Here is a 22,619-nt window from a genome sequence, read left to right as displayed (position 1 = left end):
TACCAGCGGCCGATACGTTTTCATTTTATGCAGGAATTCTTTCTGCGTGGAGCTGCGCGCGATAATGCTGCAAATGAGTCACAATCGGCTCAACTTGGGTCAGAGTACGAATGTCACTAAAGAGTGGGGCGGCTTGAGGGTAAGCTTGGCGTAAGTAGGCAAACCACTGTTTAATGCGATTCGGGTAATACTTACTTTTATCGCCGCGTACCTCGTACTCACTGTATTGCAGCAGCAAATCCACCACTTGCTCCCACGGCATTGATTTGTGGTCATGCTTCACCACATTGCCTAAGTTCGGCACATTTAGCGCGCCGCGACATACCATCAAAGAGTCGACCCCTGTGGTTGCTATACAAGCTTGCCCATCGGCATAATTCCAGATTTCGCCATTGGCGATTAGAGGAATTTTGCAACGCTGACGGATCTGGTCGATATAGTGCCACTTAATTTCACTGGCTTTGTAGCCGCCCGTTTTGGTTCGGGCATGCACGGTCAGTTCATCCGCTTTACCTTGTTCGACTGCATCGACGATCTCAAAGCAATCTTCTGGGTTTTCCCAGCCTAGGCGGATTTTGGCAGAGACAGGAATGTTCGCAGGAACCGCCTCTCGGCACGCTTTGACCACTTGATAGATAAGTTCCGGATGTTGCAACAGCGCCGCGCCGCCTTTGCTTTGGTTAACCATCTTCGCTGGGCAACCAAAATTTAGATCGATGCCATAAGCACCAAGCTCGGCTGCTCGTACCGCGTTTTCTGCCATCCAGTGTGGATCTTGACCAAGAAGTTGTAATTTGATTGGCACACCAGCACGTGTCTTTGAGCCTTGCAGCAGTTCAGGGCACAAGCGATAGAAGACATGATCGGGAAGTGGCTGACTGACCACGCGAACAAATTCGGTGACGCAGAAATCGTAATCATTGATCTCTGTGAGCATCTCACGCATCAAATGATCCAATACCCCTTCCATCGGTCCCAATATTACACGCATAGCTAATTTTTGCCTCTGTCAAAACGAGGCGCGATTGTAGCGATAAGCGACTCGCTTGTCACGATAAGAGGGCTGCCAAAAGCCACAACGAATTTATCCACCACGTGGCTAAGCTTAGGTATATAATCGCCGCTATTTACTGAAAAAATTACCGAAAAAAGTTAACGACAATGCAATACCAACTTATCGAACTCACGACTTCAGCATGTTCAGAATCAGCCTGGTTTATTGAAGGGGCTGTTTTTGCTGCGAATTTGACCGTCAAACCGACCGATCCAGAACAATGGCTGGACAGCTTGCTGGGCGAAGTCTCTGTCGATGTACGTCATGCGGTCACAGAGCAGATCCACAAGCAACATAATCGCATTCTGCGCAATGAGTACTCGCTGCAGACACTACTCGATGAAAACCAAGAGGCATTGGCGGACTTTGCCGAAGGGTTTATGTCGCTATGGCCGATAGTAGAAGAGCAGTGGCAAGAGGTGCAAATCAATGACGGTACGCAGCGTATGCTCAGTGCATGGTTAACATGCTTGATGCTGGCTATCGACCAAGAACAAACTCAAGCGCAAATGAAGGCGGCAGGGATCGAGACGCCACCGCAACTGGGTGACTTTCTGCCTCAGTTCGATCTGATGCTCAATGAGGTAGCACAAGCCGCAGATGAGTTGATGGTTGGCAATAAATCGCAAAGCCTTAATCCTTATAAAGGCATCGGCCGCAACGATACATGCCCTTGTGGTAGCGGTAAGAAGTTCAAACAGTGCTGCGGCCAGTAATATCGGTTTACAACTTAGAGAAAGCCAAAAGCCGGGAAATCAACCTGGCTTTGTTTTATCTGCGTTCATGTACTTAGCGGATGGGATTTCTTTTCTTGATGGCAAAGAATTGGGAAAAAAACACAAACGCGAGAACCACGAGATTGGCAGCAAAAATCACCACGAGCCACTGCGGCATGGATAAAGTTAAAAACTGCCACACGATTTTGCTGCAATCCCCATAGGCTTCAAACAGCCAAGGTGCCCACTGGTTAAGCGGTGCCCAATCAGGGAAAGTGACAAACAGGTCACAGGTTGCAAAAGGAGATGGATTAAACTGGTAGTCCACGTGTTGCATCGCCAGCGTTAAGCCTTTGTATGAACTGGCTCCCCAAGCCGCAAAACCAAGCCAACGAATCAATGGGTTGCTCGGTGCTATCAGCCCTATGAGTGCCGCGCCACCAATCCCAAACATAGCCACACGCTCATAAATGCACATCACGCAGGGCGAAAGTAGCATGACATGTTGGAAAAAGAGGGCCGCCCCCTCAAAGAAAAGAACAAAAATCAACAAAAGTAGCCATGAGGCACGACTACGAGAAAACCGATTAAGTGATGAAAAAAGAGTCACTTCAAGCAATCCTTTTGTAAATAAATAAAAAAAGCCCTGAATACTCAGAGCTTTTTATCTTGGATAAGTTTCTTAATCAATGGAAATATTTAGTGACCACTCGAAACTGCGTGTGAAACGGCCCCAACGTGATGCGAAATCCAACCCGCGTCATAAAACCAGGCAGTCATCGGCTCCAGTAGGAACACAATGCCAAACAGGCCCACCAAGGCGAGCACAACCGTATATGGCAGTGCCATCAGCACCATACGTCCATAAGAGAGGCGAATCAAAGGCGCTAAGGCCGAAGTCAATAGGAACAGAAATGCCGCCTGACCGTTTGGTGTGGCCACCGAAGGTAAGTTGGTACCTGTGTTGATAGCAACCGCGAGCAAGTCAAACTGATCGCGGTTAATCAAACCTTCGTGCAAGGCGGTTTTTACTTCGTTGATGTAAACAGTGCCAACAAACACGTTGTCTGAAACCATAGAGAGCAAACCGTTAGCGACATAGAACATCGCAAGCTGTGTTCCTTTGTCCTCAACCGCTAACACCGCATCAATTACTGGCTTAAAGAGTTGCTGGTCGATGATCACCGCAACGATAGAGAAGAATACCGCTAGCAACGCAGTAAATGGCAGTGCTTCTTCAAACGCTTTACCCAGCGAATGTTCTTCTATTACACCAGTGAACGCAGTGGCGAGGATGATGACCGACAAACCAATCAAACCGACCGCAGCCAAGTGCAGTGCGAGTCCAACAATCAACCAAACCGCAATCAAGCCCTGAATCCATAGTTTTGCGATGTCTTGATTGGTGCGGGTTTTGCGCTCTTCGTTGTCGAAATCGACCAATATATGACGAACGTTGTCAGGCAGCTCGGCACCATAGCCAAACACTTTGAACTTCTCAACCGCAACACAGGTAAGCAAACCGAAGATAAACACAGGCAGTGTGATTGGCGCCATACGAATCAAGAATTCACCGAACAGCCAGCCTGCTTGATCGGCAATGATCAGGTTTTGCGGTTCACCAACCATGGTGGTTACGCCGCCAAGTGCAGTCCCTACCCCGGCGTGCATCAATAGTGAGCGTAGGAATGCGCGGTAATTCTCAAGGTCATCTCGAGTTAGCTCAGTGATGTGGTCATCTTGGGTATGATCGTGGTCTGAACTCACCCCGCTGCCAGAGGCGACTTTGTGGTAGATTGAGTAGAAACCGACAGCAACGCTGATAACCACAGCAATCACCGTTAAGGCATCTAAAAATGCCGAAAGAAACGCGGCCGCAAAGCAGAATGCTAAAGAAAGCATCGCTTTAGAGCGGATGCCGAGCAAGATCTTGGTGAAAATAAACAGAAGCAAGTGCTTCATAAAGTAGATGCCGGCCACCATGAATACGAGGAGCAGTAGCACTTCAATATTCGCCACAAGTTCATGCTTTACTTGTTCTGGACTGGTCATCCCGATAGCAATTGCCTCAATTGCTAATAAACCGCCTGGTTGAAGTGGGTAACATTTTAGTGCCATCGCCAACGTAAAGATGAACTCTACCACCAGTAGCCAGCCTGCTACGAAAGGGTTGACGAGGAAAAAAACGAAAGGGTTAATGATTAGAAAAGAAATGATGGCAAGTTTATACCAATCAGGTGCCTTACCAAGAAAATTCTTGATAAAAGCGTTTCCGAGCGACATCGGCATGATAATTCTCTTACTTAACTGAGTTATGAATAGACACTACAACATAGTGCTTAAGCCTATGTGTCAAAGATGAAATATCTATCTTAAAAACAATAACTTAGAAAAACAACAAATCCTTGTTTTTATGTAGTTTTGCCAAGTTACTTCCCTTGAACTTAAGCACCGCTCCTTTTTCGCCCGCAACTCTACTATTAAGTAACACTTAGTCAATAAGAAATCCCCTTCAGATTGACAAATAGCGACTTTGTTTCATAAAACGCGATCGAAGTAGCACAAGTATATCATGAAAAGTATGCAAAAGTTCTCTTATCATCATAATTGACGTTCAAAGGAGAAAAAAGACTAATTAAGATAGGGTTCTAGATGATTGACTCAATTTTAAATTGCAATTTTACAATGAAAAATTGTGACAAATGACCCTTTATTTACTCTGGGTTTGTGCGTGGTTCGATAGCCATAAATTGTCATTTTTGCCACTCTTCAACCATTTCCTAGACTTTCTGTACCCATTTGGTATTAGAGTAAATATTCAATATTGCAGTTTGGTTTCATTTATTGTTAGGAAATTTTCGCTATTGAATAAGTAGTGGTATGATGAGTGCCATTGAAGACGCCAAAACAAAAACTGGATAACAAAATATAATGGTTATTAAGGCAAAGAGCCCAGCGGGCTTTGCAGAGAAGTATATTATTGAAAGCATCTGGAATGGTCGCTTTCCACCAGGTTCTATTTTACCTGCTGAGCGTGAGCTCTCTGAATTGATTGGAGTAACCAGAACAACACTGCGTGAAGTATTGCAGCGATTGGCTCGTGATGGTTGGTTGACTATTCAGCATGGTAAACCAACCAAAGTAAACCAGTTTATGGAAACATCTGGTCTACATATTCTAGACACTTTGATGACGCTTGATGTCGATAACGCTACTAACATCGTGGAAGATCTTCTGGCGGCGCGCACTAACATCAGCCCTATTTTTATGCGTTATGCATTCAAAGTGAATAAAGAGAGCTCTGAGCGAACCATCAGGAATGTAATTGACTCTTGCGAACAATTGCTTGAAGCGCCATCGTGGGATGCATTTTTGTCATCGTCTCCTTATGCCGACAAAATTCAACAAAATGTAAAAGAAGACAATGAGAAAGATGAAGTCAAGCGTCAGGAAATTCTGGTGGCGAAGACATTCAATTTTTACGACTACATGCTTTTTCAACGTTTGGCGTTTCACTCTGGGAACCAAATCTACGGCCTCATCTTTAACGGTTTAAGAAAACTGTATGATCGTGTTGGAAGCTTCTATTTTTCCAATCCGACTTCGCGTGCACTTGCTCTGAAATTTTATCGCCAGTTGCTACAGATCTGCGAGTCAGGTCAACGTGAACAGTTACCAGGCCTTATTCGTCAATATGGCATTGAAAGTGCGATGATTTGGAACGAGATGAAAAAGCAGTTGCCGACCAATTTCACGGAAGACGATGCTTAGAAGCTGATAGAGAAAACCGCCAAATCGGCGGTTTTCTTTTAGGCGATGGAAAGTTTGGGCAGTGGCAGGTAAACACTCTCAATGATCTCATCTAACATCGCGTCATAACTGGTAAAAATGGCCGCCGAAATTTGACTGGTCAGCTCATAAAGTTCAGTCTTTATCGGACGGCTCTCCGCCGATTCCACATATGCCTCTAAGACACGAGTGATTTCCATCCCTGCCGGAGAGGCAATACTCAAAGGACTTATAAGCGCTAATTGATTGAGCCTTCTAACCATCCTGTCTGCATTATGACGAAATCGCGTTAGCCCTTGCTCATCTTGAATGTCTTGGATAGAGATGCGCAGCTGTGTCAATGCTTCAAGACTTTCAATCACAATCTGCCAATGGCCGTGGTACTCATCACTCAGTTCATCGCGTTCTGACTCGGCCAACCAGCTGACAGTCACTTCATCAATTAGGTAGAGTGTATGACGGATCAACTTGCCATGGTGAAATTGACTTTTTGCTACGCTGTTTTCCTGCCAATTGTTAAAAAGAAACGTGTATTGATTCAATAGGATGCGATACAAAGGCTTGCTGTCTATCGCAGTGAGATCGATCAACATCTGACAACGCAACAACACTTCTTCCTGAATGTGCTTAATCTCGCTACTGTGAGGCTGTTTGTAGAGCAAGCTCAAATGTGCTGCAGAGCGATGTTGTCGTGTTAAGTGCACCACTTCTCTCAATGTACTAAGGATTTGATACTTCTGCATGTAACGGTTTTCACGCTTTTGTGAAAAGTAGAAGAGTGAACCTAAAATGGCGATAGACAATAACGATGACAGTAAAACAAACATAACTTACTCCTTGTATGCGTTCCTAGCCACAAAGGGGTAGAGCAGGTTTAATGCCAGAATATTAATTGTTTAAATTCAAATGGTTAGATTTTGTTAGTGAAAATCACTGTGCCAATTTGGTGCAGCTATCACCAAAAGTGTGAAATAGGACACAAAAAAAGCCTCGCGTTTTTAACTGCGAGGCTTGGAGATAAGTAAATCGTTGACTGCTGGTTACATCACACGCATGCCAGGCTGCGCGCCTTCATGCGGTTCAAGGATCCAGAGATCTTTTCCACCAGGGCCGGCGGCAAGGATCATGCCTTCCGACATGCCAAACTTCATCTTACGTGGCTTCAGGTTAGCAACCACAACGGTGTATTTACCAACCAGATCCTCGGGGTTGTAAGCGGCTTTAATACCAGAGAAAACTTGACGCATTTCGCCACCAATATCTAACTGGAATTTCAGCAGTTTGTCCGCTTTTGGTACGGATTCACAAGAAACGATTTTAGCGATACGGAGGTCAACTTTGGCGAAATCGTCAAATTCGATCTCGGCGGCAATCGGATCTTTGCTCAACTCACTCTCTTGCGCATTTTTTGCGGCTTCAGCTTTCTCTTTCGCTGCCATTTCGGCCGCGGCATCTTCTTTTGACGCTTCGATCATGGCTTCGATGTTTTTCGGATCGATACGATTAAACAGCGCTTTGAATGCTGTGATTTCGTGTGCCGTTAATGGCAGAGCAATGCCTTCCCACGTTAGTTCTTGATTTAAGAACGCTTCTGTTCGCGCCGCTAGTGCTGGCATCACAGGTTTCAAGTAGGTCATGAGAACGCGGAATAGGTTAATACCAACAGAACAAATCTCTTGTAGCTCTTGATCTTTGCCTTCTTCCTTTGCCACAACCCAAGGTGCTTTCTCATCAACGTACTGGTTTGCTTTGTCAGCGAGAGCGGTAATTTCACGAATCGCGCGACCAAACTCACGTGTTTCGTAAAGTTCAGCGATACGGTCTGCAGCGGCAACAAATTCGTTGTAAAGCTCTGGCTCGACGAAGTTTTCAGCGAGCTTGCCTTCAAAGCGCTTGGCAATGAAACCAGCGTTACGCGATGCTAGGTTAACGATCTTGTTTACTACGTCAGCGTTGACGCGCTGAGTAAAGTCTTCAAGGTTAAGATCTAGGTCGTCAATGCGGCTGTTCAGTTTTGCTGCGTAGTAGTAACGTAGGCACTCAGGATCAAGATGCTCAAGGTAGGTACTCGCTTTCACGAATGTCCCTTTAGACTTAGACATCTTCGCGCCGTTGACCGTAACGTAGCCATGAACAAAAACGTTGTTTGGCTTACGGAAACCAGAACCGTCTAGCATTGCTGGCCAGAATAGGCTGTGGAAGTAAACGATGTCTTTACCGATGAAATGGTACAGTTCCGTTTTGCTGTCTTTGTTCCAGTATTCATCGAAGTCTAGATCGTCACGCTTATCACACAGGTTTTTGAATGAACCCATGTAGCCGATAGGTGCATCTAGCCAAACATAGAAGAATTTGTCTTTTTCGCCCGGGATTTCAAAACCAAAGTAAGGTGCGTCACGGGAGATATCCCACTGCTGCAGGCCCGACTCAAACCACTCTTGCATTTTGTTGGCGGTTTCAGTTTGTAGAGAGCCAGAACGTGTCCACTCTTTGAGCATGCTTTCAAACTGAGGCAGGTCGAAGAAGAAGTGTTCGGAATCTTTCATTACTGGTGTTGCGCCTGATACCGCTGATTTCGGGTTAATCAGTTCGGTTGGGCTGTACGTTTCGCCACAAGCATCACAGTTGTCGCCGTATTGGTCTTCTGACTTACATTTCGGGCACGTCCCTTTAACGAAACGATCCGGTAGGAACATCTCTTTTTCAGGGTCGAACAACTGAGAAATAGTACGGCTAGAGATAAAGCCATTTTTCTTCAGTTGCAGATAAATGTGCGAAGCCAGCTCACGGTTCTCGTCTGAATGCGTGCTGTGGTAGTTATCAAAGCTGATATCAAAGCCAGCAAAGTCCTTCTGGTGCTCCACGTTGACCGCAGCGATCATCTCTTCTGGCGACATACCCATCTGTTGAGCTTTAAGCATGATTGGCGTGCCGTGAGCATCGTCAGCACAGATGAAATTTACAATGTTGCCGCGTAGGCGTTGGTAACGAACCCAAATGTCCGCTTGGATATGCTCAAGCATATGACCAAGGTGGATCGAACCGTTAGCGTACGGAAGGGCACAAGTTACCAGCAATTTCCTTGAGGGAAAGTTTCTTGGATCGTTTGCCATACTTAATATTCGCTTTTCTCGATAGGTATAAAAATTTGATTGATAATACTAACTCAGTAAATCGGTAAGTCCAAGGTGTGACAGAGGATAATCACCTGGTTTTTTTGGGGTTCAGTCGTGCTTTACTCGGTGGTAGGATGCAGTCAACAGAGGAGGCGATATGCGTCAATTCACTTCAAAACAAGATTTCTCTTATTGGCTTAATCAGTTCGAACATTGGGCTTTGATACCGCAGTGGGCAGATATGCACGGTGTGGTGAATGTAAAAGCCGACGGTGGGCTGCACATCACGCTGCCTTTTGCTGCCAAATCGTTGATCGAAGCGTTGACGAGTTGGATAGTGCAGCAGCAAGCAAGCGGCGAGGCGGCTAAGGTGGGGTTCACCATTGAGCAGCGAGTCAAAGCGATGGAAACGTCAGTTGCTCACGCTGTAAGTGGAATAAAAAACATCATCGCGGTTACCTCCGCCAAAGGCGGTGTGGGCAAATCTACTACGGCGGTTAATTTGGCACTGGCGATAGCGGCCAGTGGCGCAAAAGTGGGGTTGCTTGATGCTGATATCTATGGTCCGTCTTTGCCGCTAATGCTCGGCACACTAAATAAAAAGCCAGACGTCGAGCAGGGAAAATGGATGCAACCTGTGCTGGCGCATGGCATCTATACCAACTCAATCGGTTACTTAGTCGATCAAAAAGAAGCCGCTATTTGGCGTGGGCCGATGGCTTCCAAAGCGCTAGCGCAATTGCTCAATGAAAGTCAGTGGCCGGATCTCGACTATTTGGTCATCGATATGCCTCCCGGTACCGGTGATATTCAACTGACTTTATCACAGCAAGTGCCAGTGACAGGCAGTGTTATCGTCACCACGCCGCAAGATCTCGCGTTGGCGGATGCGCGCAAAGGGGCCGCCATGTTTCGTAAAGTGGGTGTTCCGGTGCTCGGTGTGGTTGAGAACATGAGTTACCATATTTGCCGCCACTGCGGGGCCCAAGAGGCGATTTTCGGCCATGGTGGTGGTGAAGAAATGGCCAAAGAGTATGGACTGGCCCTGCTAAGTCAGATCCCACTGCATATTGAGATGCGCGAAGACATTGACGCTGGTGTGCCAACGGTTTGTCGGCGACCAGAAAGTGAACATGCACAGCGTTATTACCAGCTTGCGGAGCGTATATGCAGTGCATTGTACTGGCAAGGAAAGGCAAAGCCAGAGACCATTCTCTACACCCGGCTTGATTAAATAAGCCCATCGATTTCAGATGAAAAAAAGACCAAGTAATCGTTTGCTTGGTCTTTTGTTCTCCGCTGCCGGAGAAAAGGGCGTTAAAGCAGGAAAAGCGACTAGTATCTAAAGGATGAACTCCCTATAATCAGGCGGTTTATCTATTCCTACTGCTACAAAATCATCATCGGGTGCAACTAATGTCTGAGAATAATCAATGCGTCATCGTCGGTATTGCGGGCGCGTCAGCTTCTGGAAAAAGTCTGATTGCCAGCACGATCTATAATGAACTTCGTGCCAAAGTAGGCGACCATCAAATCGGTGTGATTACGGAAGATTGCTACTACAATGACCAAAGCCATTTGAGCATGGAAGAACGCGTTAAAACTAACTACGACCACCCGAGCGCGCTCGACCACGATCTGCTTTGCGAGCACCTAGAAAAGCTCACCCGAGGTGAAGCGGTTGAAGTCCCTGAGTACAGCTATACCGAACATACCCGCACGGCTAATACCACCACAATGACGCCGAAAAAAGTGATCATCCTGGAAGGCATCTTGCTTTTGACCGATCCGCGTTTGCGCGACTTAATGCACGCGACCGTCTTTATGGATACGCCACTGGATATCTGTTTGCTGCGTCGTGTGAAGCGTGATGTGGAAGAGCGCGGCCGTACCATGGAATCGGTCCTGAAACAGTACCAGCATACTGTGCGCCCAATGTTTATGCAGTTTATTGAGCCTTCAAAACAGTACGCTGATATCATCGTTCCTCGTGGTGGTAAAAACCGCATTGCGATTGATGTACTGAAAGCGCACATTGCAAAACTTTTGAAAGCTTAAGTCATTGTCTTGTCAGCGAGCTTTATTTTTATTTAAGAAAGTGGCACTTTAAGTGCCACTTTCTTTTTTGGAGCAAGAACCGCGCAAAATAGGTGTTTTCTCTGTTCTTGTCTCAACTCTTGCATGCAAAGGAATACGCATATGAAAAAACTGTTCCTTATTTTGGCTGCGTCTATCGCGGTTGTCGTGATTGCGGTGATAGCGTTAGTGACCTTAGTGAATCCCAATCAATTTAGACCGTTGATCACCGAACAAGTAGCCAAGCAAACGGGTTTAGCGTTGGTGATTGAAGGCGACATTGAATGGCAATTTTTCCCTTCGGTTGGTTTTTCTCTAGGCAAAACGGAGTTAAAGAATCCTCAGGGCTTTTCTCAAGAAAACTTATTTAAAGTTGAGAACGTTGGGATCGATATCTCGGTGATGCCTCTGCTTGATAAAGTCTTGCAGATTGGTGATGTTCGCCTTGATGGTGCGGAATTTCATTTAGAGACGCGTAAAGATGGGCAAAAGAATATTGATGCGTTGACTCAGCAGCAGAAAGCGCAGCAAGAGACGGCTCCGCAAGAGGTGATCTCGGAGCCCGCCACGGATGCTCCACAGCAAGCTGGCGCGGCGGCAGACTGGCGTATTGAGCTAGCCGGGATCTCGGTGAGCAATGCCAAACTCGTTAACCAAGATAGACAAGCGGGTACTTCACTTGAACTCTATGATGTGAATTTCTCACTTTCAGAGTTTGCCTTTGAGCAATGGACCAAAGCGGAGTTTTCAGCCAAAGGAAAAAACAACCAGCAACAGTTCAGCGCAAACGGTAAGCTTGAGTTTCACTTGGCGCAAGACTTCTCTTCTTATGCTCTGCGCAATATCGAGCTGAACAGCCAGTTTAGCGATCCAGCCACGAAGATGGATAGCATCAAGTTGGTGCTGAACACATTCGAGTTTGATAAAGACAACGCACTGACATTTGCAATCAAAGGCCAAGCATCCGGTATGGATCTTTCGGCCAATGGCTCGGCGCAGTTGCATGTGGATGCTGCCATCAGCACCGTGATGGTGAAGACATTCCTGTTGGAATCGCAACTCAATGGGGAATCACTGCCTCAATCGCCAATGAAGGTGGCAATGAGCTCTGAAGTGACCTTTGATGTGCCGCGCAGCCATCTATCGCTTGTGCTGAATAAACTGACCGCCAACGCTATTGCATTAGACGGTAAAGCCGGTGTGACGTTAGCTGAGATTCCGAAAGTGCGTTTTTCGCTGCACAGCCTAGAGATTGATCTCGATGAGTTTCTCGGCCTAACGCAGCCGTCGCAAGAAACGGCAAGCACAAACAGCAGCAATGACAAAGACGCGCATCCAGAGGCAAACAACGAAGTTGAGCCTGATCTGAGCGCGTTAAAAACGTTGGATGTGATTGGTCAAGTGAGTATTGATAAGTTCAAAGCCAATAATGCCAAGCTGCAAAATGTCATCACCAAGTTCACGGTGAACCGTGGTATTGCGACCTTAGATCGCTTTGATGCCAATCTGTATCAAGGCTCTATCAACGCCAGCGCGAAACTGGATGCACGTCGATCACCAGCCACCTATAGTGTGAAAAAGCGCATAAAAGATGTCCAAGTGCAGCCACTGCTGGTGGACGTGGCACAAAATGACAAGTTGGAAGGCACTGGCGACATCAACATTGATGTGCAGGGTAGCAGTTTGACACCAAGTGGTATTCAGAAGAACTTAGTGGGCACCGCGACGATCAATTTTGCTGATGGTGCTGTCAATGGCATCAACGTTGCCCAGTTGATTCGTGAAAATTACGCGAAATTTAAAGGGCAAAAGTTGGATGAAAAGCAAGGTGTGCAAAAAACCGATTTCAGCTCGATGAGTGCTACGTTAAAGCTCAATAAAGGCAATGTGTCGACCGACAATCTGCACATGCAATCTCCGTTACTGCGTATTCGTGGTAAAGGAGAAGCAAACTACATCGATCAAACGGTTGATTTTACGGTCAGTACTTCCATTGTTGGCACGTTAGAAGGTCAGGGCGGTAAGGATATCGACGAGCTGCGCGATGTTACGATCCCCATCAATATTTCCGGTAAATGGGCCGACCCTAAATTCAAGCTAGTGTTTGACGATGTGCTCAAGCAGAAAGCGCAGAAAGAGATCGACCGCGGAGTCGAGAAGTTGACCGATAAGATCAAAGATGAAAAAACCAAGCAAGCGGTGGATGGATTGTTAAAAGGACTGTTCAACTAAACGCAATAAGTAAACTAAATGCAATAAGGGCGACTTGATGGTCGCCCTTATTGCAAACGATGTGTGCCGAGGAAAAGGCTACCAATCAACCCCTTTCAATGCTTTGATACCGGATTCGAAAGCGTGTTTCACGTTTCTCACTTCAGAGACAGTGTCCGCCATTTCGATCAGAGTGCGATGTGCACCGCGACCGGTGATTACCACCGATTGCATTTGAGGACGCTGTGCTAGCGCATCCACCACATCATCTAAATCAATATAACCATAGCTGACCATGTAGGTGAGTTCGTCAAAAAGAAGTACGTCAAGTGATTCATCTTTGAGCATGCGCTTGCACTCTTGCCAAACTTGCTGTGCGGCTTGGGTATCCGTCTCTTTGTTCTGGGTTTCCCAAGTGAAACCGGTCGCCATGACTTGAAACTCAACGCCTAGTTTTTCCAGCAAATTGCGTTCGCCATTGTCCCAGGTTCCTTTAATAAATTGCGCCACTGCGCATTTTTTGCCGTGCCCAACTGCGCGAGCGATCGTCCCAAAACCAGAGGTTGATTTGCCTTTGCCATTGCCTGTGATCACTAGTAGCAAGCCTTTTTCTTCCTGGGCGGCGGCGATTTTGGCATCGACTTGCTGTTTAATTTTCTGTTGTCGTTCCTTGTGGCGACTCTCTTTGTTCTCTTCCGAGTGCATATCAACTCCAATAATATTTACCTTTTCGCCATAGTAACGGAAAACCTAACTACAAAGTACTTGTAATCATTAGGGTTAAATAGAAATGATGCACGCTAAAAAGCAATTTCTTTAGAAAAATGTTGTCACTTGCTAGAGTCGGAGTTTGAAAGAAGGCGATTACCAAGGATGAAGTGATGAAAAAACTATTGGTTGTGTGTATGGGAAATATTTGCCGCTCTCCGACGGCTGAAGCGGTACTGCGCGCTAAAGCAATGAATCTGGGTATGGAGGTAGAAATTGATTCAGCGGGGACGATTGACTATCACAGAGGATCGCAGCCAGACCATCGTTCTCGATGCGCTGGAGAGAAAAGAGGCTACTCGTTCCAAGGAATTCGAGCGCGGCAAGTGAGAGGAGAGGATTTTGCGTACTTTGATATGGTCTTGGCGGCAGATAAGGCAAATCTCAACGATCTTTTGGCGATTTGCCCTGCGCAGTACCAGCATAAGATTTCGCTCTTTTTGAACCATTGCTCTTGCGAGCATGATGAGATCCCTGATCCCTACTATGGTGGTGATGCAGGGTTTGAGCAGGTGCTGGATCTGATTGAACAAGCGGCAGATGCCATCTTGGAAAAGTGCAAGAACTAGAAGCTCAAATAGCGAAAGGGCTACTGTTTAGTAGCCCTTTGAGTTAGAGAGGTCGGGTTAGTTTGTCAATCCAGGTTTTGCCATTTCAGCAGAAGCTTGGCTTGTTGCCACCTGACTGCCTGCACCGCGTTGAACATAACGCTCAGAGCGGAACGCGGCTGCGACGACGGTAATCTCACGCAGCTCCTGTGGACCAGGCGCTTTGGTCATCGGCGCAAAGGCATGTGGCTTAGATAGCGCACTCACCGCTCGCTTTTCCAGCTTGGGCTGAGTTGCCTGTACCGGTGCTTCGACTTTGACCAGATTCTCTGCCGAGTCCTCTTTGCTTTCTACTTTAGAAGAAGTCGCTTCTAGGGTCGTCACTTCAGCATTAGTTTCATCAACCGTTTCTTCAACGGCAACCGAAACCTGTTCAGCCGTTTCTTGAGCTGATTCGCTTACAACTTCCACGTCTGCTTGTGATGTAGGTTCCTTTGCTGCAACGAAAGAGTCTTCTGCCACAATGACAGCTTCTTGTGCATCGACAGGCGTTGTCACTTGCTCAATGACTTCAACAGCCGCTTGGTTGTGCTGGATAGTGTCAGACGTTTGCTGCTCATCTGCGTCACGTCGAACAATGACTTTACCCATAGCGAGTTCAGGACAAGCAACACCACCTTGCAAAATCACTGCTGATTCGACGATGGTTTCTGTCACAGGCTCTTTCGCGACTTGCTCTTTTTTCGCAACCGGTTTTGGAATATAGCGCGGCATCACTTTACCCATCGCCATTTCTGGTGATGCAACGCCACCTTTACGCAGGCGGAAAGGATTTGGACGGCGGTCACGACCACGGCGACGACGTTGCCCACTGGCACGAAGATGACGTGGCGAACGACGATTGCGGCGTGGTTTCGCCTCTTTATCTTCGTCTTGCTCATCGACACTGTCAGTATCAATGTTTGCAACGATTTGAACCGCAGTTTCAACTGGCGTAGCAACGAAACCTTCGTTTTGCTCCAGCACAGGCGTCGCAGCCAATACGTTTTCTTCTACCGTTTCGTCTTGAACCTGATCTTTTACGCGTACAGATTTGTTCAGTTTACGACGCTGACGACGCTCTTTAACTTTCTCTGCCTTCACATTTGCTTTAACAGAATCCTGCTTCTGTGCCCCTTGTGCTTCTGAAGCAAGCTGTAAACCTTTTTCCGCGACTTTGGGGTTCGCTTTGTTTTCTACAGGTGCTTCTGCTTTCACCGGAGCCGCTTTCGGCTTACGCTTTTGTTGTTGGCGCGGCTTAGCGCTTTCATCTTGAGCGGGTTCTACTGTCGCACTCTCGTCGCGTGGTTTACGGCGACGTTTGTTGTCACGAGGCTCTCGGTTTTCACGAGGCTCACGACTGTTACGACGGCGATCATTACGATCGTGATGTTCACGTTTCTGACGTTTGTCGTCTTTTTCGCCTTCGTTTTGCGTCTGCTGTTTTTCTGCCTCAGCTTTGTCTTGAGCAGAGCCAAACAGAAAGTTACCCAGTGCACTAAAGAAGCGACTCAACAAGCCTGGCTGCTGTGGCTGAGGTTGAGCTTCCACTTCTTTTACTTGCGGTGCTGGTTTTGGCGCAGGAGCAGATTGCGCAGTAGATGCGAAACCTTTCAAAACAGGTTCTTCAATGCGTTTCGGCTTGAATTCTGTTTCTGAACTCTCTTTTCCTTCCGCTTCTTTTATCGCTTCCAATTTCTTCGGTAGCAAGTAGGAAAGCAGATCCACCTCTTCGCCTTCACGTACACGGATCACCTCAAAGTGCGGTGTTTCCATGTCGGAGTTCGGCACGACAGTGATCTTGACTTCTTGGATGCGTTCAATGTGGTTCACTGAGCGACGTTTTTCGTTCAACAGGTAAGAAGCGATCGGTACAGGTACCACAGCCAATACTTGGGCGGTATTGTCTTTCAGTGCTTCTTCTTCAATTAAACGCAAAACAGAAAGCGCTAGAGATTCGTTGTCGCGAACGACACCGGTACCACTACAACGAGGACAGATGTGATGGCTAGCTTCTGCTAAAGAAGGACTCAAGCGCTGACGCGACATTTCGAGCAGACCAAAGCGTGAAATGCGGCCAATTTGTACACGTGCACGATCAAGACGTACCGCTTCTCGCAGGCGGTTTTCCACTTCGCGTTGGTGACGCACAGGAGTCATGTCGATGAAATCGATCACCACCAGACCACCTAAGTCACGCAGACGCAGCTGGCGAGCGATTTCGTCTGCCGCTTCCAAGTTGGTGTTTAGAGCGGTTTCTTCGATGTCGCCGCCTTTGGTCGCACGCGCAGAGTTGATATCAATCGAGGTCAATGCTTCGGTTGGGTCAATAACGATAGAACCACCAGAAGGAAGACGAACTTCACGTTGGAACGCGGACTCAATCTGGCTTTCAATCTGATAGTGACTGAAAAGCGGCACTTCACCATCGTATTTCTTCACACGGCTGATAAAGTCTGGACGAACCAACTGAATGTGCTCTTTGGCGCGTTCAAAAATGGTGTTGCTGTCGATTAAGATCTCACCGATATCGCGACGCAAATAGTCGCGGATAGCACGAACAATGACGTTACTCTCTTGGTGGATCAGAAACGGCGCTGGATTTGATTCAGAAGCGTCTTTAATTGCCGCCCAATGATTGAGTAGTACATTTAGGTCCCACTCAAGTTCTTCTGCACTTTTGCCTACCCCTGCGGTGCGGACAATCAAGCCCATTCCTTGCGGTAGTTCGAGTGTGCTTAAGGCCGTTTTGAGATCGGTTCTCTCGTCACCTTCGATACGGCGAGAAATACCACCTGCACGAGGGTTGTTTGGCATCAACACTAAGTAGCTGCCTGCCAAAGAGATAAACGTTGTCAAAGCAGCGCCTTTACTCCCACGTTCTTCTTTCTCAATCTGTACAATTACTTCCTGACCTTCTCTTAGCACTTCTTTAATGCTCGGACGGCCTTGGTAGGTATAACCATCTGGGAAGTATTCTTTGGCAATTTCTTTGAGAGGAAGGAAACCGTGTCGCTCAGCACCGTAATCGACGAATGCGGCTTCTAAGCTTGGTTCAACGCGTGTGATACGCCCTTTGTAGATATTTGCTTTCTTCGATTCATGCCCAGGACTTTCGATATCCAAATCGTAAAGTCGTTGGCCATCAACCAAAGCGACACGCAACTCTTCTTTTTGAGTTGCGTTAATTAACATTCTTTTCATTGAAAATTTCTCGTTGTCTTTATCTTTTGTTGTCTTTTGTCTCTGTCACAAAGTTCGCTATCTCATGGTGCCTGATCCCGTGGTTTACAGATTGCAGCCTCCCGGCTGGAGGGGGATGCTCTAGGGCACGTCAGTCATCACAAACAACATAGGTTGCCTGTGAGCCGTATCAATATCGGTAATTACTCAACATGAGTGTGCGATGAGTAGTGTGACAGTTATGTTGATGTTGAGATGTCTTACGCCAATTGCAGCATTCAAACGTCAACAAACTACTCGGTGTGCTTGTGGACAAACGGTCGGTTATATACAAGTAATCAACCGGACCTACCTTCGCAGTCGTGAACTATAACAGTGCGGCGGAGTATCAGCAATCGCCTTTGACGCAAACGTTGCAAGTTTTTAGTTTGAGTTCAATTTTACCTATTGCCACTGTTGGCTTTATAAACAATTGGTGGGTGATTAGTAACCTGTGGGTAACTTTGTTGTTGGGAGAGCAAAGCGAGAACGAACCTTATGGCGCAGATAGGTAAATTTTGTCGTTAAGGGAAAAGAAAGACTCTGTGAACTTAAGCCCGTTTACGTTTACAATAGCGCCATGAACGAAATCAGAACTAAAGTCCAATCCGTCGAAATCGATGAGGATATGGCTGGTCAACGCATTGATAATTTCTTGCGTAACCAATTAAAAGATGTCCCTAAAAGCATGATTTATCGAATCGTGCGTAAGGGCGAAGTCCGAGTAAACAAAAAGCGCATCAAAGCAGAGTATAAGCTGCAAGCTGGCGACGTGGTACGTATTCCACCCCTAACGGTGGAAGAAAAAACACCAGAAGTCGCACCGAGCACCAAACTCAATCGAGTAGCAGAGCTTGAGCAGCAGATTATCTTCGAAGACGATCATCTGCTGATCCTCAATAAACCCTCTGGCACGGCGGTACACGGTGGTAGCGGTTTAAAATTTGGTGCGATTGAAGCGCTACGAGCGTTAAGACCGGAAGCGCGTTTTTTAGAGCTAGTGCATCGTATTGACCGTGACACCTCCGGAATCTTGCTCGTGGCTAAAAAGCGCTCTGCATTGCGACATTTGCAAGCGCAGTTTCGTGAAAAAACAGTTAAGAAATATTATTTCGCGTTGGTGATGGGTGAGTGGAAAAACAGCTGCAAGGTGGTCAACGCGCCACTGTTGAAGAACGAAGTGAATAGCATTGTTCGCGTTAATCCGAATGGTAAACCTTCTGAAACGCGCTTTAGCGTGCTTGAAAAGTTTACCCAAGCGACGTTAGTGCAAGCGAGTCCGATTACCGGGAGAACGCATCAAATTCGTGTCCACACACAGTACAGCGGCCACCCTATTGCGTGGGACGATCGATATGGTGATCGTCGATTTGATGCTTACACAGGTCAACATGGGTTAGACCGTCTGTTTTTGCATGCGGCCAACATACGTTTTGTGCACCCAGCTACCGAAGCGTCAATGGAGATTAACGCGCCGATGGGTGAGCAGCTAGAGGCGGTGTTAGCCTCTCTTCGAAGTGAGAAAAAGGGATGATGGTCATCCCTTTATTCTGATTATCCCAGTACTTTACATCCGTGTTTTTCCAGTATATCGACCAGATCAATGAGAGGCAGCCCGATCAAAGTGTTGGGATCTTTGCCCTCTAATCGTTCAAACAGCGCAATGCCTAATCCTTCACTTTTGAAACTGCCAGCGCAGTAAAAAGGTTGCTCTACATCGACATAGTATTCAATTTGTGCTTGGGAAAGTTGGCGAAAGTGGACACGAAAGGTATCTAGCTTGCTCAGCGTTTGTCCAGTTTGGCTGTTAAATACGGCTAAACCGGTATAGAAATCAATGCTTTTACCACTTTGTGAGAGTAGTTGCTGTATAGCCTGCTCTCCGGAGAGTGGCTTGCCAACAATTTCTCCACCAATTACGCAGACCTGATCGCTGCCAATGACTAAGCTTGGTTGGGTCAGTGCACAAGATTCCGCTTTGGTCTGTGCCAATCGTAAAACCAGATCTTGAGGAGATTCGCTTGGCAAAGGCGTCTCATCACAAATTGGCGATTGGGTCGTAAAGGGCAGCGACAGTTTTTCAAGCAGTTGCTGGCGAAATGGCGAGGTAGACGCTAAAACTAGTTGGTAATTTTTCATTTTAATTTACAATTTGGCAGAGCATTTTTCCTAGCATAACGGATCAAAACCGACCCTTGCTAATGCTCTGTATGACAAGCGCAAAAAAGTACAAATTTTTTGCCTTTTTCTTTGACTAATTTCTATTTGGAAGATAATATTCGCGCCCTATGCAAAAGGTAAAAATACCGCGAACGGTGGATCCGGCGAAGGCTGCTCAAAAAAGATTGGATTACGATGGTATCATCCAAGCCAGTCTGTTTAAGCGTCTTGCTGAAATGACCGAAGGCGTAAAACGCGACGCAGAAGTCTATTTGTCATTTGAGATAGATGAACAGCGACTCGTTGTTATCTCTGGTAAAGCTAACATCGAAGTCGATTTAGAGTGTCAACGTTGTAATGAGTCATTCACACATTATTGTGAAGTAGGGTTCACTTATACTCCTTACTACAGTGAGAAAAGTGAGCAAGATGCTCCAGAATGTTACGATTTGGTAGATCTTAACGAATATGGAGAGGTCGATCTCATTCAATTGGTTGAAGACGAGTTCATTCTAGAATTACCTCAAATTGCCATGCACGATGAAGCGGATTGCAGCGTTAATTCAAATAACATGGTATTTGGCGATATTCCTGAAGAAATTGAGGAAGGTAAACCAAATCCGTTCGATGTTTTAAAAAGCTTAAAGCGATAAGCTTTACGCTGAACCCATAACATAGGAGTAGGGTCAATGGCCGTACAACAAAACCGTAAAACACGTTCAAGACGTGGTATGCGTCGTTCTCACGATGCGCTAACTACAGCAGCTCTATCTGTAGACGCGACTTCTGGTGAAACGCACCTACGCCACAACGTAACCGCTGAAGGTTACTACCGTGGCAAAAAGGTTATCAACAAGTAAGGTTGACCTTTGCAAAGTATTACCGTTGCACTTGATGCAATGGGCGGGGATTTTGGTCCTCGCGTCACAGTGCCTGCCGCCGTGCAGGCACTGTCTCATTTCCCAGAGCTAAAAGTGATTCTCACAGGTGATCAACCTTTGATCACAACTCAACTTTCCCGATTAGGTTATAAACCTGACTCTCGTCTGACTATCCAGCATTGCAGTCGTGTAATCTCCAACTCGGAAAAACCTTCTCTGGCACTGCGTAACAGTCAAGACAGTTCGATGCGTTTGGCGATTGAACTGGTTTCGGATGCCAAAGCGGATGCCTGTGTCAGTGGTGGCAATACTGGCGCCTTGATGGCCTTATCTCGTTTTATTCTCAAATTACTGCCAGGAATCGACAGACCTGCATTAGTGTCTGCATTACCCACCGTGTCCGCTGGCCGCAGTTGGATGCTTGACTTAGGGGCGAACGTTTCTTGTGATGCCGACAGCTTATTTCAGTTTGCGGTAATGGGAGCAGCGCTCGCCGAAGAACACCTTAACCGTATCCCCAAAGTGGCGGTATTAAATGTGGGTGTTGAAGAGATTAAAGGTAATGATGTGGTCAAACGTTGTGCCGAATTGCTTTCCCAAACCGACGCGGTTAATTTTGTCGGCTTTATTGAGGGAAATCAGATTCTGCAGAATGTGGCCGACGTGATTGTCTGTGATGGCTTTGTCGGCAACGTCTGTCTTAAAGCGAGTGAAGGCACCGCTCAGCTCTTTATCGAAAAAATAAAAAATAGCATGGCGACTTCGTCTATAAAGGGTTGGATAGCCAAAAAACTGCTTTCTGGGCTATTTTATGAATTAAAAACACTGAACCCCGACCAGTATAACGGTGCAAGTTTGTTAGGATTGCGCGGCATTGTCATTAAAAGTCATGGAAGTGCTGATGTATCTGCGGTTGTTAACGCCATAGGCGAAGCAGTACACGAGGTCAAACGACAAGTACCAAGCCGGATAAGCGATCGTTTGGAAGCGGTTTTACTCGAGAGGCATTATTAGTCTTCATGTATAGCAAAATTTTAGGTACTGGCAGCTACTTGCCATCTCAGATCCGCACCAACGCTGATCTCGAGAAAATGGTAGAGACGAGTGACGAGTGGATTGTGACTCGTACAGGCATCAAAGAACGCCGTATTGCGGCAGAAAACGAAACCGTTGCGGATATGGGTTTCTATGCTGCTGAAAATGCCATTGAGATGGCCGGCATCGATAAACATGACATTGATCTCATCATTGTCGCGACGACTAGCGGTAGCCATACTTTCCCTTCATCTGCGTGTCAGGTTCAGGCAAAGCTTGGCATTAAAGGCTGTGCAGCATTTGATCTCGCCGCCGCCTGTTCTGGTTTTATTTATGCACTATCGGTCGCCGATCAGCATATCAAAACAGGGATGTGCAAGAATGTCCTCGTGGTGGGTTCAGACGCGCTGTCAAAAACGTGTGATCCGACCGACCGTTCAACCATTATTCTCTTTGGTGACGGCGCTGGTGCGGTTGTCATTGGTGCAAGCGAAGAGCCGGGTATTCTATCTACTCACATCTACGCGGATGGTGAGTTTGGTGATCTTCTTAGCTTAGAAGTACCTGAGCGCGGTAAAGATGCCGATAAATGGCTGCACATGGCGGGCAATGAGGTATTTAAGGTGGCAGTGACGCAACTGTCTAAGCTGGTGAAAGATACCCTGGATGCTAATGGCATGCACAAATCTGAACTCGACTGGTTGGTTCCGCATCAAGCAAACTATCGCATTATTTCTGCGACCGCGAAAAAGCTTTCGATGTCTTTGGATCAAGTGGTTATTACCCTAGATCGCCACGGGAATACCTCTGCCGCCACGGTCCCGACAGCATTAGATGAAGCGGTACGTGATGGCCGCATTAAGCGTGGTCAGACATTATTGCTCGAGGCTTTTGGTGGTGGTTTCACTTGGGGTTCGGCCCTAGTACGCTTTTAATTAAGAATTTCATATTAAAGTCGTTAATTTGTAACGACTTCCCCTTATTTTGCTTTGGTTAAGGAAAAT

General features: G+C 46.7%; 19 protein-coding genes. 11 read left to right on the top strand and 8 right to left on the bottom strand.

Annotated elements, in window-relative coordinates:
* Positions 1 to 25: 25 nt before the first annotated feature.
* Positions 26 to 991: a tRNA dihydrouridine(16) synthase DusC gene (gene dusC / locus I3X05_RS11235; protein ID WP_193186189.1), complete on the bottom strand. Its 966-nt coding sequence runs from the start codon at positions 989 to 991 to the stop codon at positions 26 to 28.
* Between the two features lie 170 nt (positions 992 to 1,161).
* On the opposite strand from dusC, the gene I3X05_RS11230 reads away from it, so the two are divergent.
* Positions 1,162 to 1,770 (top strand): YecA family protein, encoded by a 609-nt coding sequence (locus tag I3X05_RS11230; RefSeq protein ID WP_193186193.1) that lies wholly within the window; start codon positions 1,162 to 1,164, stop codon positions 1,768 to 1,770.
* Between the two features lie 73 nt (positions 1,771 to 1,843).
* Here the strand turns inward: I3X05_RS11230 and dsbB are convergent, their stop codons facing one another.
* Positions 1,844 to 2,380 carry a disulfide bond formation protein DsbB gene (gene dsbB, locus I3X05_RS11225; RefSeq protein ID WP_045570790.1) on the bottom strand — a complete coding sequence of 179 codons (537 nt, stop codon included), beginning with the start codon at positions 2,378 to 2,380 and terminating at the stop codon, positions 1,844 to 1,846.
* 89 nt (positions 2,381 to 2,469) lie between these two features.
* Positions 2,470 to 4,059 carry a Na(+)/H(+) antiporter NhaB gene (nhaB, locus tag I3X05_RS11220; protein ID WP_045570789.1) on the bottom strand — a complete coding sequence of 530 codons (1,590 nt, stop codon included), beginning with the start codon at positions 4,057 to 4,059 and terminating at the stop codon, positions 2,470 to 2,472.
* A 642-nt stretch (positions 4,060 to 4,701) separates the two neighbouring features.
* Here nhaB and fadR point away from each other — a divergent pair.
* Entirely contained in the window at positions 4,702 to 5,541 is an 840-nt protein-coding gene (gene fadR / locus I3X05_RS11215; RefSeq protein ID WP_039429858.1) for a fatty acid metabolism transcriptional regulator FadR, read from the top strand.
* Positions 5,542 to 5,579: 38 nt separating this feature from the next.
* Here the strand turns inward: fadR and I3X05_RS11210 are convergent, their stop codons facing one another.
* Positions 5,580 to 6,386, bottom strand: coding sequence for a hypothetical protein (locus tag I3X05_RS11210; protein WP_337970723.1), 807 nt, complete (start codon positions 6,384 to 6,386; stop codon positions 5,580 to 5,582).
* A 213-nt stretch (positions 6,387 to 6,599) separates the two neighbouring features.
* Positions 6,600 to 8,672: a methionine--tRNA ligase gene (gene metG / locus I3X05_RS11205; RefSeq protein ID WP_193167626.1), complete on the bottom strand. Its 2,073-nt coding sequence runs from the start codon at positions 8,670 to 8,672 to the stop codon at positions 6,600 to 6,602.
* Between the two features lie 160 nt (positions 8,673 to 8,832).
* On the opposite strand from metG, the gene apbC reads away from it, so the two are divergent.
* The 3 genes from apbC (at position 8,833) to I3X05_RS11190 (ending at position 12,983) form a co-directional block, all read left to right on the top strand.
* Positions 8,833 to 9,909, top strand: coding sequence for an iron-sulfur cluster carrier protein ApbC (gene apbC / locus I3X05_RS11200; RefSeq protein ID WP_193167627.1), 1,077 nt, complete (start codon positions 8,833 to 8,835; stop codon positions 9,907 to 9,909).
* A 182-nt stretch (positions 9,910 to 10,091) separates the two neighbouring features.
* Positions 10,092 to 10,733: a uridine kinase gene (gene udk, locus I3X05_RS11195; protein WP_337970722.1), complete on the top strand. Its 642-nt coding sequence runs from the start codon at positions 10,092 to 10,094 to the stop codon at positions 10,731 to 10,733.
* A gap of 141 nt (positions 10,734 to 10,874) precedes the next feature.
* Positions 10,875 to 12,983: an AsmA family protein gene (locus I3X05_RS11190; RefSeq protein WP_337970721.1), complete on the top strand. Its 2,109-nt coding sequence runs from the start codon at positions 10,875 to 10,877 to the stop codon at positions 12,981 to 12,983.
* 78 nt (positions 12,984 to 13,061) lie between these two features.
* On the opposite strand, the gene cobO is transcribed toward I3X05_RS11190, so the two are convergent.
* On the bottom strand, positions 13,062 to 13,667 hold the full coding sequence (cobO, locus tag I3X05_RS11185) for a cob(I)yrinic acid a,c-diamide adenosyltransferase (RefSeq protein WP_045570784.1): 606 nt from the start codon (positions 13,665 to 13,667) through the stop codon (positions 13,062 to 13,064).
* 176 nt (positions 13,668 to 13,843) lie between these two features.
* Here cobO and I3X05_RS11180 point away from each other — a divergent pair, with 176 nt between their 5' ends.
* Positions 13,844 to 14,299: a low molecular weight protein-tyrosine-phosphatase gene (locus I3X05_RS11180; RefSeq protein WP_193167630.1), complete on the top strand. Its 456-nt coding sequence runs from the start codon at positions 13,844 to 13,846 to the stop codon at positions 14,297 to 14,299.
* A 57-nt stretch (positions 14,300 to 14,356) separates the two neighbouring features.
* Here the strand turns inward: I3X05_RS11180 and rne are convergent, their stop codons facing one another.
* A complete protein-coding gene (gene rne / locus I3X05_RS11175; RefSeq protein WP_045570782.1) occupies positions 14,357 to 17,521 on the bottom strand; it encodes a ribonuclease E in 3,165 nt (1,054 codons plus the stop codon).
* 598 nt (positions 17,522 to 18,119) lie between these two features.
* On the opposite strand from rne, the gene rluC reads away from it, so the two are divergent.
* On the top strand, positions 18,120 to 19,073 hold the full coding sequence (rluC, locus tag I3X05_RS11170) for a 23S rRNA pseudouridine(955/2504/2580) synthase RluC (RefSeq protein ID WP_045570781.1): 954 nt from the start codon (positions 18,120 to 18,122) through the stop codon (positions 19,071 to 19,073).
* Positions 19,074 to 19,093: 20 nt separating this feature from the next.
* On the opposite strand, the gene I3X05_RS11165 is transcribed toward rluC, so the two are convergent.
* The gene (locus I3X05_RS11165; protein WP_045570780.1) at positions 19,094 to 19,678 is read right to left on the bottom strand and encodes a Maf family protein; all 585 of its coding nucleotides are present in this window, start codon (positions 19,676 to 19,678) and stop codon (positions 19,094 to 19,096) included.
* A 149-nt stretch (positions 19,679 to 19,827) separates the two neighbouring features.
* On the opposite strand from I3X05_RS11165, the gene yceD reads away from it, so the two are divergent.
* From yceD to I3X05_RS11145, 4 genes are read left to right on the top strand one after another with little or no spacing between them, the layout of a single operon-like run.
* Complete coding sequence (yceD, locus tag I3X05_RS11160) at positions 19,828 to 20,352, top strand: 23S rRNA accumulation protein YceD (protein ID WP_045570779.1); 525 nt, start codon at positions 19,828 to 19,830, stop codon at positions 20,350 to 20,352.
* A 36-nt stretch (positions 20,353 to 20,388) separates the two neighbouring features.
* Positions 20,389 to 20,559 carry a 50S ribosomal protein L32 gene (gene rpmF, locus I3X05_RS11155; protein ID WP_039429829.1) on the top strand — a complete coding sequence of 57 codons (171 nt, stop codon included), beginning with the start codon at positions 20,389 to 20,391 and terminating at the stop codon, positions 20,557 to 20,559.
* 9 nt (positions 20,560 to 20,568) lie between these two features.
* Positions 20,569 to 21,594: a phosphate acyltransferase PlsX gene (gene plsX / locus I3X05_RS11150; protein ID WP_045570778.1), complete on the top strand. Its 1,026-nt coding sequence runs from the start codon at positions 20,569 to 20,571 to the stop codon at positions 21,592 to 21,594.
* A gap of 5 nt (positions 21,595 to 21,599) precedes the next feature.
* Positions 21,600 to 22,550 (top strand): beta-ketoacyl-ACP synthase III, encoded by a 951-nt coding sequence (locus I3X05_RS11145; protein WP_045570777.1) that lies wholly within the window; start codon positions 21,600 to 21,602, stop codon positions 22,548 to 22,550.
* The last annotated feature ends 69 nt before the right edge of the window (positions 22,551 to 22,619 follow it).

It is taken from the genome of Vibrio navarrensis (genome assembly GCF_015767675.1).
GTDB lineage: Bacteria > Pseudomonadota > Gammaproteobacteria > Enterobacterales > Vibrionaceae > Vibrio.
This window is presented reverse-complemented; position numbering and strand designations above follow the sequence as displayed.

Coding starts and splice junctions, on each gene's coding strand:
- yceD (WP_045570779.1), top strand. CDS start 19,828: ATGCAAAAGGTAAAAATACCGCGAACGGTGGATCCGGCGAAGGCTGCT.
- rne (WP_045570782.1), bottom strand. CDS start 17,521: ATGAAAAGAATGTTAATTAACGCAACTCAAAAAGAAGAGTTGCGTGTC.
- I3X05_RS11165 (WP_045570780.1), bottom strand. CDS start 19,678: ATGAAAAATTACCAACTAGTTTTAGCGTCTACCTCGCCATTTCGCCAG.
- fadR (WP_039429858.1), top strand. CDS start 4,702: ATGGTTATTAAGGCAAAGAGCCCAGCGGGCTTTGCAGAGAAGTATATT.
- apbC (WP_193167627.1), top strand. CDS start 8,833: ATGCGTCAATTCACTTCAAAACAAGATTTCTCTTATTGGCTTAATCAG.
- metG (WP_193167626.1), bottom strand. CDS start 8,672: ATGGCAAACGATCCAAGAAACTTTCCCTCAAGGAAATTGCTGGTAACT.
- I3X05_RS11180 (WP_193167630.1), top strand. CDS start 13,844: ATGAAAAAACTATTGGTTGTGTGTATGGGAAATATTTGCCGCTCTCCG.
- rpmF (WP_039429829.1), top strand. CDS start 20,389: ATGGCCGTACAACAAAACCGTAAAACACGTTCAAGACGTGGTATGCGT.
- cobO (WP_045570784.1), bottom strand. CDS start 13,667: ATGCACTCGGAAGAGAACAAAGAGAGTCGCCACAAGGAACGACAACAG.
- dusC (WP_193186189.1), bottom strand. CDS start 991: ATGCGTGTAATATTGGGACCGATGGAAGGGGTATTGGATCATTTGATG.
- I3X05_RS11190 (WP_337970721.1), top strand. CDS start 10,875: ATGAAAAAACTGTTCCTTATTTTGGCTGCGTCTATCGCGGTTGTCGTG.
- I3X05_RS11230 (WP_193186193.1), top strand. CDS start 1,162: ATGCAATACCAACTTATCGAACTCACGACTTCAGCATGTTCAGAATCA.
- rluC (WP_045570781.1), top strand. CDS start 18,120: ATGAACGAAATCAGAACTAAAGTCCAATCCGTCGAAATCGATGAGGAT.
- nhaB (WP_045570789.1), bottom strand. CDS start 4,059: ATGCCGATGTCGCTCGGAAACGCTTTTATCAAGAATTTTCTTGGTAAG.
- I3X05_RS11145 (WP_045570777.1), top strand. CDS start 21,600: ATGTATAGCAAAATTTTAGGTACTGGCAGCTACTTGCCATCTCAGATC.
- I3X05_RS11210 (WP_337970723.1), bottom strand. CDS start 6,386: ATGTTTGTTTTACTGTCATCGTTATTGTCTATCGCCATTTTAGGTTCA.
- udk (WP_337970722.1), top strand. CDS start 10,092: ATGTCTGAGAATAATCAATGCGTCATCGTCGGTATTGCGGGCGCGTCA.